The sequence below is a fragment of the Janthinobacterium sp. YR213 genome (assembly GCF_900099875.1).
In the GTDB taxonomy this organism is placed as follows: Bacteria; Pseudomonadota; Gammaproteobacteria; order Burkholderiales; family Burkholderiaceae_D; genus Janthinobacterium; species Janthinobacterium lividum.
In genome coordinates this window covers 117,783-132,092 of record NZ_FNDA01000001.1, presented here as the reverse complement: position 1 = coordinate 132,092, position 14,310 = coordinate 117,783, and the positions used below count along the sequence as shown (strand labels likewise).

General features: G+C 58.6%; 12 protein-coding genes. 7 read left to right on the top strand and 5 right to left on the bottom strand.

The genetic code is table 11. The features are described from left to right. The first annotated feature begins 156 nt into the window (after positions 1 to 156). The 3 genes from BLT98_RS00550 (at position 157) to BLT98_RS00540 (ending at position 1,623) form a co-directional block, all read left to right on the top strand. Positions 157 to 606, top strand: a complete 450-nt coding sequence (locus BLT98_RS00550) for a hypothetical protein (RefSeq protein WP_139178926.1) — start codon at positions 157 to 159, stop codon at positions 604 to 606. Positions 607 to 639: 33 nt separating this feature from the next. After that, positions 640 to 1,032, top strand: a complete 393-nt coding sequence (locus tag BLT98_RS00545) for a hypothetical protein (protein ID WP_092604798.1) — start codon at positions 640 to 642, stop codon at positions 1,030 to 1,032. 63 nt (positions 1,033 to 1,095) lie between these two features. Continuing rightward, the gene (locus BLT98_RS00540) at positions 1,096 to 1,623 is read left to right on the top strand and encodes a hypothetical protein (protein ID WP_092604797.1); all 528 of its coding nucleotides are present in this window, start codon (positions 1,096 to 1,098) and stop codon (positions 1,621 to 1,623) included. A gap of 39 nt (positions 1,624 to 1,662) precedes the next feature. On the opposite strand, the gene BLT98_RS00535 is transcribed toward BLT98_RS00540, so the two are convergent. Then, on the bottom strand, positions 1,663 to 2,118 hold the full coding sequence (locus BLT98_RS00535) for a tellurite resistance TerB family protein (RefSeq protein WP_092604796.1): 456 nt from the start codon (positions 2,116 to 2,118) through the stop codon (positions 1,663 to 1,665). Between the two features lie 269 nt (positions 2,119 to 2,387). Between BLT98_RS00535 and BLT98_RS00530 the strand changes: the two genes are divergently transcribed. Next, positions 2,388 to 3,194, top strand: coding sequence for a lipid II flippase Amj family protein (locus BLT98_RS00530; protein ID WP_092604795.1), 807 nt, complete (start codon positions 2,388 to 2,390; stop codon positions 3,192 to 3,194). Positions 3,195 to 3,288: 94 nt separating this feature from the next. Further along, entirely contained in the window at positions 3,289 to 5,031 is a 1,743-nt protein-coding gene (locus BLT98_RS00525; protein WP_092604794.1) for a TIGR04141 family sporadically distributed protein, read from the top strand. 107 nt (positions 5,032 to 5,138) lie between these two features. On the opposite strand, the gene purL is transcribed toward BLT98_RS00525, so the two are convergent. Beyond that, positions 5,139 to 9,176: a phosphoribosylformylglycinamidine synthase gene (gene purL / locus BLT98_RS00520; protein WP_092604793.1), complete on the bottom strand. Its 4,038-nt coding sequence runs from the start codon at positions 9,174 to 9,176 to the stop codon at positions 5,139 to 5,141. Between the two features lie 193 nt (positions 9,177 to 9,369). Continuing rightward, on the bottom strand, positions 9,370 to 10,434 hold the full coding sequence (locus BLT98_RS00515) for a GGDEF domain-containing protein (RefSeq protein WP_170846247.1): 1,065 nt from the start codon (positions 10,432 to 10,434) through the stop codon (positions 9,370 to 9,372). 348 nt (positions 10,435 to 10,782) lie between these two features. Here BLT98_RS00515 and BLT98_RS00510 point away from each other — a divergent pair, with 348 nt between their 5' ends. Further along, entirely contained in the window at positions 10,783 to 12,408 is a 1,626-nt protein-coding gene (locus tag BLT98_RS00510) for a tetratricopeptide repeat-containing response regulator (RefSeq protein WP_092604792.1), read from the top strand. A 138-nt stretch (positions 12,409 to 12,546) separates the two neighbouring features. Further along, complete coding sequence (locus BLT98_RS00505; protein ID WP_092604791.1) at positions 12,547 to 12,996, top strand: VOC family protein; 450 nt, start codon at positions 12,547 to 12,549, stop codon at positions 12,994 to 12,996. 46 nt (positions 12,997 to 13,042) lie between these two features. Here the strand turns inward: BLT98_RS00505 and BLT98_RS00500 are convergent, their stop codons facing one another. Beyond that, on the bottom strand, positions 13,043 to 13,288 hold the full coding sequence (locus tag BLT98_RS00500) for a hypothetical protein (RefSeq protein WP_034787325.1): 246 nt from the start codon (positions 13,286 to 13,288) through the stop codon (positions 13,043 to 13,045). A 370-nt stretch (positions 13,289 to 13,658) separates the two neighbouring features. After that, entirely contained in the window at positions 13,659 to 14,300 is a 642-nt protein-coding gene (locus BLT98_RS00495) for a TetR/AcrR family transcriptional regulator (protein ID WP_080753695.1), read from the bottom strand. Positions 14,301 to 14,310 lie beyond the last annotated feature (10 nt).

Here is a 14,310-nt window from a genome sequence, read left to right as displayed (position 1 = left end):
TGCATCTTGCCTGTCTACACTGGCAACACCGGCAGTCCGCGCCTTGCCAGTGTGACAGCAGCGCTTGCGGACCAGCCGGTTCGGTTTCCCTGTCACCCGCATCAATATCGCCGCGCCGGCAGCGGACGGCACCACAGTTCAAGGATGGGTAAAAAAATGAAAACATGGATCTTGGCCGGCACCCTGGGCGTCTGCGCCCTGCTGGCAAATGCGCAAACGCTGCCCGACAGCCAGACCGTCGTCGTTCCCGGCGGACGCCTGCACACGATCGAATTGCCGGCACACAAACATTTCATGAGTGCGGAAAGGTTTGCCCCGTTCCGCGGCGGCTATGAGCTGTCGAACGGACAAGTGCTTTACCTGCGCAACGCGGGAACTATCGGCGCCATGATGTATGCGCGCATCGATGACCAGGAAGAACACCGCATCATCGCCACCGGCAGCGACAGCTTCGTGGCGCTCGACCAGCAACTGGCCATGCGCATCGACCTGCGCGACGACGGCAGCGTGGGTGGCGAAGTGCTGATGCGGGTACCGGCCGAAAAACTGGCCAGCGGCGAGATCGTGCCAGCCCATGTGAAAAGCATGGGCCTGGCATCGCGTTAGGGCGGCAAGCCGCGTGCCGCATGGGTGGCAGCCATGAGCAAACAGTATTCTGTCCAGCAGCAAAACGCGCTGACCCAGGCCGCCATCAAGCAGACGGCGGCCTGGTGGCGCGCGCGCCCCCTGCCCGACGCCTTGCGCCAGTGCGCGGCCAGCCATGGCGTGGCGCTGGGCACGGCCCTCATGCTCGACCTGCAACTGGCTTGCCCCGGCATGCCCGCCGTGTACGGCAAGCTGCTGAGCGCCGATGGCCACTTCATTCATTTCGAGATGGAGCTCGACGACGACTTGCGCCCCCTGCCCGGCAGCGTGGCGTGGGACGACATCAGCGCCGGCTACGACCTGGCAACACACAAGCGGGGCACGGGGGTCGGTTATGGGATGCTGTGCAAGAAGGTGTTGCAGGAATTGAATCGCGGCACGTGCTAGCGGAGCCGCTGCCTTCGCATGCTATGATCGGCGCCCCGTTCATGAGACAAATGGCAACGCCACATGCAACACCCATCCGGCAACAACCCGATCCCGGCGCTGCTGCGCGGCATCCTGCGCCTGCTGGCCTGGCCCTTGCTGGCCCTCGTCAGCGCCGCCTGCACCAGCACCACGCGCCACCCTGCCAGCGAGCCCACGCAAGTCGTCCTGCGCTTTACCTTTGACGACGGCAAGCCGATGCGGCATGAGGATCACATGGTCACGGCGCGCCAGCAAACGTATATCAAGTACTGCAGCAAGATAGGCAGCACCAGTGTCTGCGATGTCGGCATAGATATACTGTATGCAAGCGCCGACGCGCCGCTCGATGCAACTGGCGAAGTGCGCGTCACCCTGCGTTCGACCGGCCCCATCGGCGACATGCCGACCGAACGCTGCATCAATGGCAAATCCTACCTCTTTCATTCCGGCGACTGGATACGCGGTCCGTTTCACCATGGGCAGGTGATCGAGATCCGCTACAAGATAAGTGCATTGAAGACGGCATGCCCGAGGTCGGAGGACGCGCCGCCGTGGTGGGACAAGGATTAAGCTAGCCAGCCGGGGCTGGCCGGCCGGCTGGCTTGGCGCTTACTGCAGCTCGAACTCCGCAGGATTCAAGCCCAGCTCGCGCGCGATCTTGCTGGCCACGCGCTGCTCGTTGGCGTCGAAATTGCCGTCCGACGAAGCGACGGCGATAATCATGCGCACCAGCAGGCGCGACGCCTCCACATTCGACTTCATCTTGCCCAGCGCCTGATACGCCTTGGCTTCGCCGATATCCTTGTCGAACTCCAGCTGGCCGACATATTCCTGGAAAGCCTTGATCACGTCCGTGGTGGTAAACACGGACAGCGCATCATTGCTTTCAATAAACTTCACCATCTTCTGCTTCTCTTCCGCACTGACGCTGCCGTCCGCCATGGCGATCAGGGCCGATCCCGCCATCGCGGCATTCAGGAAATCCTTGTTCTTGTACTTCAAGGCCTCGGTTTTCAGTTCGCTGGCTTTGCTCTTCAGTTTGGACAGAAAGGAATCGAAACTCATGGTGTACCTCCGGTTTGGTTGGTGCATATCGAGCGGCAACACATGCCGCCACCAGGGATAGTTGAGGGTGCAAGCTTGAAATACAAGCAAGGGACGAGCAACAAGCGCGCAACTGAGCGCGCCGCGTTTGCCGATCGCCATGCCTTGCCCTGAAAAACAACTGCAATCCACCACCAATTGAGCCACACGCAAAGTTAAATAATTTGCAGTTGAAAAATAAGTAACTTCATGGCAGCATGGAATTACATTTTCTTTATTGCAAGGTTGTGATGGACAAGCAATTGCTGTTGATTTGTGCACTGACGTTCATCATCCACATCATCGGCACCCTCGCCTACTCCGTGCGCATCGCCGGCATCCGCACGCGGCGCATCGCCGTGTCCTTGGCCCTGTTCAGCATTCTGATGCTGCTGTCGCGCACCTCGAATTCCTTCCTCGGGCCATTTCTCGCCAAGCGGGTGGAAACAGGCATCGACCAGCACGTCGCCGCCAGCACGCTGTTGGGCGACTTCCGCTGGCTGCTGTTCTCCGCCAGTCTGGCGACCTTACTGGGCGCGATCCTGATCCCCACCTTTCAGCGCGCCTTCTGCCGCGCCGTCGAGCATTTCCAGGTACACAGGTCCGTGCCGAAACTGCTGCTGCACGCCGTCTTTAAGGGCGGCTTGTCCTACCTCAAGACCTCCGCCAGCCTGCCCAAGCCCGCCAACGTCACGGGCCTGCGCCAACAATCGGGCGTTTCCGTCTCCATGACCGCCATGAACGTCATCGCCACGGCCCTGTGGACGGTAGGCGTCTTCGCGGCCCTGTACGCGGGCGTGCTGGACCCCAGCGTGCGCGTCACCTCCAGCACCCTGTCCTCCATCATCAACGGCGGCGCCACCATCATGATGGCCGTCTTCATCGACCCGCACATGTCGGGCATGACGGATGACGTCATCGAGGGCAAGATCGAAGAATCGCAATTCCGGCGCGCGGTGGTATGGCTGGTGGGGAGCCGGTTGGCGGGGACGCTGATTGCACAGTTTTTGCTGGTGCCGTCGGCGGTGGTGATTGTGGGGGTGGCGACGGGGTTGTGATTTCTCACGTCAAAAAATACCTAAAAGACAAAAAAATGAAATTAATTACATAAAATCACTAAAATCAACTGCAATTACAATAGCGAGATAAATCATGAAAACAGATAATCTAGTTGATGCAATACCTATTGAAGCCTATAAAAACAAAGAAGAAGGGCTTGAAAATAAAAAAAAGCCTTTCACCATACACTTAAGTGCCTTCTATACATCAAAGAAGATTGCCAACTTATCAGGACTATTAAGCGTAGACATTAAAGATGTTGAAACCCTAGAAATCGATAAAACTTTTGGACTTGATGGAATCATTTATATCAAGAAAAAACCCACAGATGAAACAAGACCGATATGGGCGAATTATCTTGATAAAATACATGGAAAAAAAGTTCCCGGACTAGAAACACTGTCATCATCAGCTGTTTTACTACTTCGGTTAGAAGATGGAATTATTGCATTTTCGTTCGGATATGGCAGATATTTATTAAATGACGATGATTTATCTAGTGATTTTGGAATTAAAGCTGCGTTAAACACATTAAATCACGACACATTGCGCTCAGTTGATCTATTATCTCTTGATGTCGCGCCAATTCAAAAAAGAAGCCAGGCAACAAAAAGTTCAAACATAAATGATTTTGGTGTAGACGTTAGTAGAGATGTATTGAAAGCAGTAACAGGCGACGCAATAAAAGGAATACCATGGCATGGAATATCAGGCAGTGGCGGGCACTATAGTTTCTCGGCCACAATTTTCAATTACTCAGAATTATTTGATATTGCCAAAGAAGTGGCAAAAAAATCATTGCAACCTAATTATAAGGACAGATTTGCCTGGGTTGATAATATACAAAGAATTAAAAATGGCGCAGAAATTGAGAAGCTCAATAATGCTCTACTGGAAAAACTTAAGGCGAAGGATACCGAAAAAACAAAACTCACCTTGCCAAGCATCATTGATTGGGGTGATATATTTGGTTTTTCTTATACAAATTCAAAAAAAGAATACAAGGCCAGTCCTGATATATCTGACTATTACTTAACCAACCCACCCGATGAAATATCAATCGAGAAATTAAAATCGCATAGACTTTTTTGCCATCAAAGCAAGGAGGTCGAAGCAACCTCTTTCTCCATATACGACTGTATATACTTTGAATATTCAGACGGCGACAAGTTACACATACTATTTGACAAAGAGTGGTTTACCATAGATCAAGATTACATTAAGAGAGTAAACGATGCGCTAAATCTTATACCGATATCAGAAATAGCATTCCCAAAAGTAAAGATGATTCCGAAGGAAAAAAATGAAAAAATCAGAAAAGGCTCCAAAGACGCCATGCCAAAGAAAGAAAGTAACAATATTTACGAGTCTGAAGGCGACTACAATATAAGAGTTTCTGCCTTATTAGAGTGCGACCTACTAGATAAGAAATTAGTTAAATCCGATTCAAGTGCCTCACCAATCGAGGTTTGCGATTTATTGATGGGAAATAAATTCATTCATGTAAAACATAAGAAAGGTAATTCCAGTGGATTGAGCCATTTATTTGCGCAAGGAAGAGTTGCAGCAGAGCTATTAATATCAGATCAGAAATTTAGAACAAACGCCAGAACTCAGCTAAAGTATAAATCCAGAAAACTTATTCCAGAAATAAAATTTATGGCAAAAGACTATGAAGTGGTTTTTTTAGTGCTAGGGGCAAAATGTGCCTCAGTTAGAGAGGACCTGCCTTTTTTCAGTAAAATAAACTTGGTTGGCGCCTATCGAAGCTTATCTGAACGGCAATATTCAGTATCTATCGCTGGCACGGATATAGAGGAAGTAGCAATACTGTAATTATTTTACTCCACAAGAAAAAAGCCGCTATCTCCCGACAGCGGCTTCCTCATTCCCACCCCAGCAGCAGCGCCTTGAACTCCAGCGCTGCTCTGCAAGCGAACTGATTACCCCACAAACTTCCGTGCATTCCTGAACATGCGCATCCACGGCGAGTCCTCGCCCCACGCTTCAGGGTGATACGACTGTTGAACGCTCCGGAACACGCGCTCCGCGTGCGGCATCAGCACGGTGAAGCGGCCGTCTGGCGTGGTGACGGAGGTGATGCCTTCCGGCGAGCCGTTCGGGTTGTATGGATACGCTTCGGTGGCGGCGCCCTTGTTGTCCACAAAGCGCATGGCTTTGGTGACCTGGGTGATGTCGCCCGTTTGCGAGAAGTCGGCGTAGCCTTCGCCGTGGGCGATGGCGATGCCGGCTTGGGTGCCGGCCATGCCGTTGAAGAAGATCGATGGGGAATCCATCACTTCGACCATGGCAAAGCGGCCTTCGAATTTCTCCGACTTGTTGCGCGTGAACTTGGGCCAGGCGTGGGCGCCGGGGATGATGGATTTCAAGTTGCTCATCATCTGGCAGCCGTTGCAGATACCGAGGCCGAAGCTGTCCGTGCGGTTGAAGAAGCGCGCGAACTGTTCCGCCAGGCTGGCGTTGAACAGGATGGTTTTCGCCCAGCCTTCGCCCGCGCCCAGCACGTCGCCGTACGAGAAGCCGCCCACGGCGATGACGCCCTGGAAGTCGTCCAGCTTGACGCGGCCGGCAATCAGGTCGCTCATGTGCACGTCGACCGCCGTGAAGCCTGCCTGGTGCATCACGTAGGCCGTCTCGATGTGCGAGTTGACGCCCTGCTCGCGCAGGATGGCGACACGGGGACGCACCCCGGTGGCGATGAATGGCGCGGCGATGTTCTCGTTCTGGTCGAAGGTGACGATCGGCGACATGCCCGGATCTTGGACATCCAGCAGGCGGTCGTATTCAGCGTCCGCGCAAGCCGGATTGTCGCGCAGGCGGGCGATGCGCCAGCTCGTGTCGCTCCACAGGCGGTGCAGGTCCGCGCGCGGCTGGGTGTAGATCAGCTTGGCGTCGCGCGTGAATTCGATGACGTCGCGGTCGTTCAATTTGCCGATGATATGGCTGCAGGCGCCCAGGTTGAAGGTGCGCAGCACGTCCATGACGAGCGATTTTTCTTCCGCGCGCACCTGGATCACGGCGCCCAGCTCTTCGCTGAACAGGGCGCGCAGGGTCAGTTCGTTGCGGCGTTCCGCCACCTGGCCCGTCCAGTTCTTGGCGTCGCCCCAGTCGCTCGAGTGCTCGCCTTCCATGGTCAGCATGTCCAGGTTGACGGACATGCCCGTGTGGCCGGCGAAGGCCATTTCCGTCAGGGTGGCGTACAGGCCGCCGTCCGAACGGTCATGGTAGGCCAGCAGCTTGTCGTCGCTGTTGAGCTTTTGAATGGCGGCGAAGAAGCCTTTCAAGTCTTCCGCGCTGTCCACGTCCGGCGTTTCATTGCCCAACTGGCCCATGACTTGCGCCAGCGCAGATGCGCCCAGGCGGTTCTTGCCGCGACCCAGGTCGATCAAGATCAAGGACGTGTCGCCCTTGTCCGTCTTCAGCTGCGGCGTGAGCGACTTGCGCACGTCCGTCACTGGCGCGAACGAGGACACGATCAGGGACACCGGCGACGTGACGGATTTCGCCGCGCCCGTGCTGTCGTCTTTCCACGTCGTGCGCATCGACAGCGAATCCTTGCCGACGGGGATGCTGATGCCCAGCGCCGGGCACAGGTCCATGCCGACCGCTTTTACCGTGTCGTACAGGGCCGCGTCCTGGCCAGGCTGGCCGCAAGCGGCCATCCAGTTGGCGGACAACTTGATGTCGGAGATGTCGCCGATGGCTGCTGCGGCGATGTTGGTGACGGCTTCGCCCACGGCCATGCGGCCGGAAGCTGCTGCGTCGATGACGGCCAGCGGCGTGCGTTCGCCCATGGCCATCGCTTCACCCAGGTAGCCCTCGAAGCTCATGGTGGTGACGGCGCAATCGGCCACCGGCACTTGCCATGGTCCCACCATCTGGTCGCGCACGGTCATGCCGCCCACGCTGCGATCGCCGATGGTGATCAGGAAGGATTTGTCGGCCACGGTCGGCAGCAGCAGCACTTTTTGCGCTACATCAACCAGGTCCATGCCGGTGAGATCAATCGCCGGGAAATCGTTGGCCACGTGGACCACGTCGCGCTGCATCTTCGGCGGCTTGCCCAGCAAAACGTCCATCGGCATGTCGACCGGTTCGTTACCGAGTTCCGGGTCGATCAGCTTCAATTGACGCTCTTCGGTGGCCACGCCCACGGCGGCGAACAAACAGCGTTCGCGTTCGCACATGGCTTTGAACAGTGGCAGGCTTTCCGGCGCGATGGCCAGAACGTAGCGTTCCTGCGACTCATTGCTCCAGATTTCCTTCGGCGCCATGCCCGATTCTTCCAGCGGCACCTTGCGCAGGTCGAAAATCGCGCCGCGCTTGGCATCGTTGGTGATTTCCGGGAAGGCGTTCGACAAGCCGCCCGCACCCACGTCGTGGATGGAGATGATCGGATTGTCCGCGCCCATTTGCCAGCAGGCGTTGATGACTTCCTGGGCGCGGCGTTCCATTTCCGGATTGCCGCGCTGGACGGAATCGAAGTCCAGGTCGGCCGTGTTGCTGCCGGTGGTCATCGACGAAGCGGCGCTGCCGCCCATGCCGATGCGCATGCCCGGACCGCCCAGCTGCACCAGCAGGCTGCCGACAGGGATGTCGTTCTTGTGCGTGTGCTGCGCCGAGATATTGCCGATGCCGCCCGCGATCATGATCGGCTTGTGGTAGCCGAACACGGCGTCTTTGTCCGTGCCGACGTTCTGCTCATACGTGCGGAAATAACCGCCCAGAACCGGACGGCCGAACTCGTTCGAGAACGCGGCGCCGCCCAATGGGCCTTCGATCATGATCTGCAGGGGCGAAGCGATGCGCTCCGGTTTGCCGTATTGGTCCGCATCCGTGCGCGAGGCCAATGGCGCCGTCACGGAAGCGGCCGTTTCCCAGCTGCGCACGGCGTCCGGCAGCGACAGATTCGATACGGTGAAACCCGTCAAACCGGCCTTCGGCTTGGCGCCGCGGCCCGTCGCGCCTTCGTCGCGGATCTCGCCGCCCGCGCCCGTGGAAGCGCCCGGGAAGGGAGAGATGGCCGTCGGGTGGTTATGCGTTTCCACCTTCATCAGGGTGTGCGTCAGTTCGTTTGACGCCGCATATTCGTGGCTGGCGCCGCGCGGGTAGAAGCGCGACACGGTCGCGCCTTCCATGATGGACGAGTTGTCGCTGTAGGCAACGACGGTGCCCTTCGGCTGCAGCTCATGCGTATTCTTGATCATGCCGAACAGCGATTTGGGTTGCGCCACGCCGTCGATGGTCCAGTCGGCGTTGAAGATCTTGTGGCGGCAATGCTCGCTGTTCGCCTGCGCGAACATCATCAGTTCCACATCCGTCGGGTTGCGGCCGGCCTTGGTGAAGGCGGCGTCCAGGTAGTCGATTTCGTCTTCCGACATCGCCAGGCCCAGTTCCGTGTTCGCCGTTTCCAGTGCGCGCTTGCCCTGCCCCAGCAAGTCGATCGATTCCAGTGGACGCGCTTCCAGGGTGCGGAACAGGTCCTTGGCGTCGTCCGCGCTGCGCAGCACGGATTCCGTCATGCGGTCGTGCAGCAGGTCGGCCACGGCTTGCACCTGCTCGTCCGTCAGTTTGCCGGCGCCAATGGCGCTGCCCAGGATGCCCGATTTCAGGTTGATGCGGAAAGCGATGCCGCGTTCGACGCGCTTGATGTGCGCCATGCCGCAGTTGTGCGCGATGTCCGTGGCTTTCGAGGCCCACGGCGAAATCGTGCCGAAACGGGGGATGACGAAGAATTCTTCGGCAGCGCCTTCCGTATTGTCAGCGTGGGCCGGCTCGCCGTACGTCAGCAAGGCGCCAAGGCGCGTGCTGTCGTCATTGGTGAGAGGCGCGCTGGCATCGATGAAATGGACATAGCGTGCTTGTACGGCAACAATCGCAGGCGAGACGGCTTGCAGTTGGCTTAACAGACGGTGGCTACGGAAATGGGACAGGGCATTGGAACCCGGCAGTATCAACATGATTGGAAGGTGGTTGATGCAGCGTGGCTGCGGGTTAAAGGTAGGTATGACAATATCTTTCGTACGGCAAATTTCCTTTGCGCGCATTATACCCGTTTTACCCCTGTCTTATGACCGGAACTTGGGGCTTTGCCCCCCTTTTGCCCCGCACAGCGGCCATTTTTGACATGGCAACAACACCCTCGGCCTTGCATCAGGCGATCACGTAGCGGTTCTTGCCCTGCCGCTTGGCCAGGTACAGCGCCTCGTCGGCCAGCCGGTAGCTGTGGCCCAGGTCCTTGCCCCGGTCCAGTTCGGCCACGCCCACGCTGATCGACACGAACTGTGCGGCATGAAACGCCTGGCTGACGGCAGCGACCAGGGCGCCGGCAAAGGCGCGCACGGCCTCGCGGTCGCCCGCGTAGACGACGCCGAATTCCTCGCCGCCCAGGCGCCCGCACAGATGGCCCTGCGCCTTGTCGGCGATGATGGCGGCCGTGCGCACGAGCACCTCGTCGCCCGCATCGTGGCCCTGCTGGTCGTTGATGATCTTGAAATCGTCGATATCGATCATCAGGAAATGCAGCATGCCGCCCTGCGGCGCGCCATGCATCTGCTGGGCGCGCTGCGTGAACATGCGGCGGTTGTTCAGGCCCGTCAGGCTGTCCTGGAAGGCCAGCCGCGTCAATTCCAGCTTGGAGTGGTAGTTACGCAAGCGCAACAAGCTGAAGCTGACATTCAGCGCCAGCCCGAACAGGATGCTGACGGCGATCATCAACGGCGCCCAGGACTGGTCGGGCAAGCCAGCGTTGACGGGATACAGGCCGTGGCCCACGTTCCACCACACGCCGGCCACCACGGCCAGATAGCTGAGGCCGCCATTGAAGATGGAGGCGATGGCCAGGGTCATGAAGACGCCCACGGGCAAGACCCAGAAGCTGGCGTGATGGACGGCGTCGGCCATGGTGCGCAGGCCAAAAGTCAGGGTCAGCACGGCGCAGGCGCCCGTAATGGTCAGCACGGGCAAGGTGGTGCAGCGGTAGCGCACGATCAGGCTCGTCAACATGCCCAGCAGCGCCAGCACGGCGTGCGAGAAGTTCGGATGATAAGGCTCCGGCATCATCAGCCAGGTCAGGCTATAGGCAATGATGCCCAGCAGCTGCGTGACCATGCCGACCCGGTGCAGCTCCGCAAAATAGGTGTGCTGCTGTTCGCTGTTGCCGCCAAATGCGAGGGGAACAGCAATGCGCCGCAGGGAAGAAAGGTCAGGAATACGCATACGGGTATCGACACCAGAAAGAAGAAAAGCGCCCGGTACAGCCTTGCGCATGCCTGGCCGCAAGATTGCGCGGCATTCAACACTAGTTGTAATTAGGATACTATCATGCTAGTCAACTATTTGCTCGGATATGCGTCGCCCGCACCCGCGCGCAGGGCCGCCGCGCCATGAAATACAACGCCGCGCGCCACCGGACGCGCCCTGCGCCCTGCCCCGCGCCCGATTGCATGCATTTTGCTGGCAGTGTCGCCCGGCTTTGCAGTATGCTGATAAAAAGTAATACTGCCAGACAGATACATATAAGAAGAGTTCCCGCAAATGACCGAACAGATGAACGAGAGCTGAACCATGCCAGAAACTAGCGACTTATCTGTCCTGATCGTCGACCCGAACCCCAGCATGCGGGGCAATCTGCACAATATGCTGAACCAGGCGGCCATCACCAAGGTGGAATATGCCGTCAATTCCGGCACGGCCATCCGCTTGCTGACGAAGAAACCGTTCGACATCATCCTGTGCGAATACGATCTTGGTAGCGGCACGGACGGCCAGGATGGCCAGCAATTGCTGGAAGACTTGCGCCACCACAAGCTGATCGGGCTGTGGACGATCTTCATCATGCTGACCTCGGAAGCCATCCACAGCAAGGTGATCAGCGCGGCCGAGCTGACCCCGTCCGACTACATATTGAAACCGTTCACCGTCGACGTGCTGAGCGGGCGCATCGCGCGCGCCATCGAACGGCGCGCCATGTTCCTGCCCACGTATCAGCTGATCGACAAGGGCGACCTGCGCGAAGCCGTGAAAAGCTGCCGCGCGGCCGAGCTGCAGCACCCGCGCCTGGCGGCCGATTTCGCCCGCCTGCGCGCCGAACTGCACATCGAGCTCGATGAATGGAAGGAAGCGGAACAGCTGTACGGCGACATGCTGGCCACGCGGCCCATGGCCTGGGCCCATCTGGGACTGGCGCGTACCCTGTTCGAGCAGCAGCGCCACGAAGAGGCGCAGGATGCGCTGCTGGAACTGGTGGAAGTCTATCCCCGCTTCATGGCCGCCTACGACTTGCTGGCGCAAAACCATGAAGCCATGGGCCAGCAGCTGCAGGCGAAGAAAATCCTCGAGGACGCGGTGGCCATTTCGCCGCACATGGTGCGCCGCTTGCGCCACCTGGGCGGCATCGCCTATGACACGGGAGACATCGGCGCGGCCGAACGGGCATATAAACAGGTGGTGACGAAAGCGAAGTACTCCGAATTCCGCGACCCGGAAGACCATGTCAACCTGGTCAAGACGCTGGTCAAGAAAGGCGATGCGCCGCAGGCGAGCGGCGTGCTGCGCGACATGGAACGCTCGCTGCGTGGCGGCGCCAACGTGGAAGCGTGCCGCGCCATCTCGGCGGCCATGCTGCATGAACTGTCGGGCAACGAGATCGCCGCCGCCAGCGAACTGCAGCTGGCCGCCGCCGCCCTGGACACGGCGCGGGGCCTGTCGACGCAGCTGAAGGTGGGCCTCGTGCAAAGCTGCCTGAAAAACAATCTGGAACAGGCGGCGTCCGACGTCATGATGAAACTCGTCAACGAAGCCGACAGCGACGTGACGATGGAAGCAGCCGTCGATGTCTTTGAAAAGGCGGGCCGCCACGACCTGGCGCAAGGCATGGGCCAGCAGATCAGCAACCAGGTGCAGGAATTGATGCAGGATGCGGCCAGCAAATCGGAAAGCGGAGAGCTCAAGGGCGCCGTCTTCGTGCTGCGCCAGGCCCTGCGCAAGACGCCGGGCAACTTGCCAGTGCTGTTCGCTTCCGTCGACGCCATCCTGCGCCAGCTCAACATGCTGGGCTGGGAAGCCCCGCTGGCCGAACAGGCGCAGCACCAGATGCAGGTGATCAGCAAGATCGATCCCAAGCATCCGAAACTGGAGTCGCTGAAGCAGCAGTATGCAGCGACCCAGCATAAGTACGGTATTGCCACTTGATGCTGTCGCAACCCTGTAACCAAGAGAATCTGCGGCGAGAGCCAGGGGCCGACGATTTCTCCAGGCGACGAGACCTCATGCTGCATGCGTAAGGCGTCAATTTGACGTCCAGTTGACGTTAGGCACCCAGGAGGCAACATGACAGTCAAGCGTATGGACAATGTCGGCATCGTGGTAGAAGACATCGATGCCGCCATCGAGTTCTTCACCGAACTGGGCCTCGTTCTCGAAGGGCGCGCCCCGGTTGAAGGAGACTGGGCAGATGGCGTCACCGGACTGCACGGCATGCGCGTAGAGATTGCCATGATGCGCACGCCGGACGGCCACAGCCGTCTCGAGTTATCGCGCTTCCTCGCGCCGCCCGTGGCCGCCGATCACCGCAACGCCCCAGTGAACGCTCTCGGTTACCTGCGTGTCATGTTTACCGTCGAGGATATCGACGATACGCTCGTCCGGCTCGTCAAACGCGGCGCGAAGCTGGCCGGCGAAGTCGTCCAGTACGAAAACATGTATCGGCTCTGCTACATCCGTGGCCCTGAAGGCATCCTCATCGGGCTTGCCGAACAGCTCCCGCAGAAGACGGCCTGAGGAATGGCTGCCGCATCACTGGATATCGGCCGATTATTCTTGGCTATCATGGGAGGGTCATGTCCAGACCGACCATCCGCACAATGACGAAGGTGACGAGTCCCAGGCCCATGAGCAACAGCACGAAGCCTGCGACCACCTTGCCGCTCGCGCGCAGCACCGCGCGATTCTGCTTCGCCTTATCCTTATCCTTCTTCCCTTGATCGTAATGCCACTTGATGGCGAAGAACATGCCCGTGCCGAGCACGAGAGCCTTGAACGTAACGAAGACTATAGGGGTCCAATCCATCATTTTGCGTATTTCCAGTCTATTACTTGACACTATCTATCGTGAGGAGCGCTACCTCAAAACACTGCTTCAGCAGCGTCTGTTCATGGTTGGTGTTGCTGCACGCTCTGATGCATACTACTTTAAAACAATTTCCATACATTGAGACAAAATGTCCCAGTTGCAAACAATGCAAGATGAAGACCGGATGGCTCGGGATAGTCTGGCGGAATGGTACAGCGGCGCTGCAGACGGCCTGCATGTATGGCGCGAGTTGCCGGCATATTAGAACTCCTCGCGGCTTGCGCGCGCCGGCGGAGGCCATCGCAACCGGCAGCGTATCCGTGCATGCGATTCGCGAGATCACGCCCGCCGGATTGCAACCCTTCCGGGCCTAATCCGGGCTACGCTCCACCCGCGCCACCACCAGCTCGATCAGCTCCGCGATCAAGGGCCGGAACGTGGCCGCATCGCCGCCCTGTCCCAGCATGACGGTACGCGTTGTGAGGTGCGAGAAGACGGCATCGAACAGGATTTGCGGCAAATTGGAAAACGAGGTATCGGGCGCGATGCGGCCCCGGGTGCGCTGTTGCTCCAGCAGGCGCAGGATCAGCGCGTGCCACACTTGCGGGCCGTGTTCGTACCAGGTGAGGCCCACGGCCGGCACGGCGGCCGCGCCCGTGACGACGAGGCGGTAGAAATCCACGTGGCGGGGACTGGTGACGACGGCCACCAGTTCATCGAGGATCAGCTGCAAGCCCTGTTCCAGGCCCGCTTGCGAGGTATCGAGACGGCGCAAGTCGATGATGAAGTCGGCGCACAGGTATTCCACCACCGCCACCAGCAGCTCCTGCTTGCTGCCGAAGTAGCGGTAGGCGGTGGCCTTCGAGCCGCCCGCCTCGGCCACGATGGCGTCCATGCTGACGCCGTCATAGCCTGATGCGAGGAAGAGGTGCGCTGCCGCCACCAGCAGCTTGCGCCGCCGCTCCTCGCTTCGGGTAGTCGGGGAAGCTGGAACGGTGCGCAACTGGGGCATGAAGCAAACT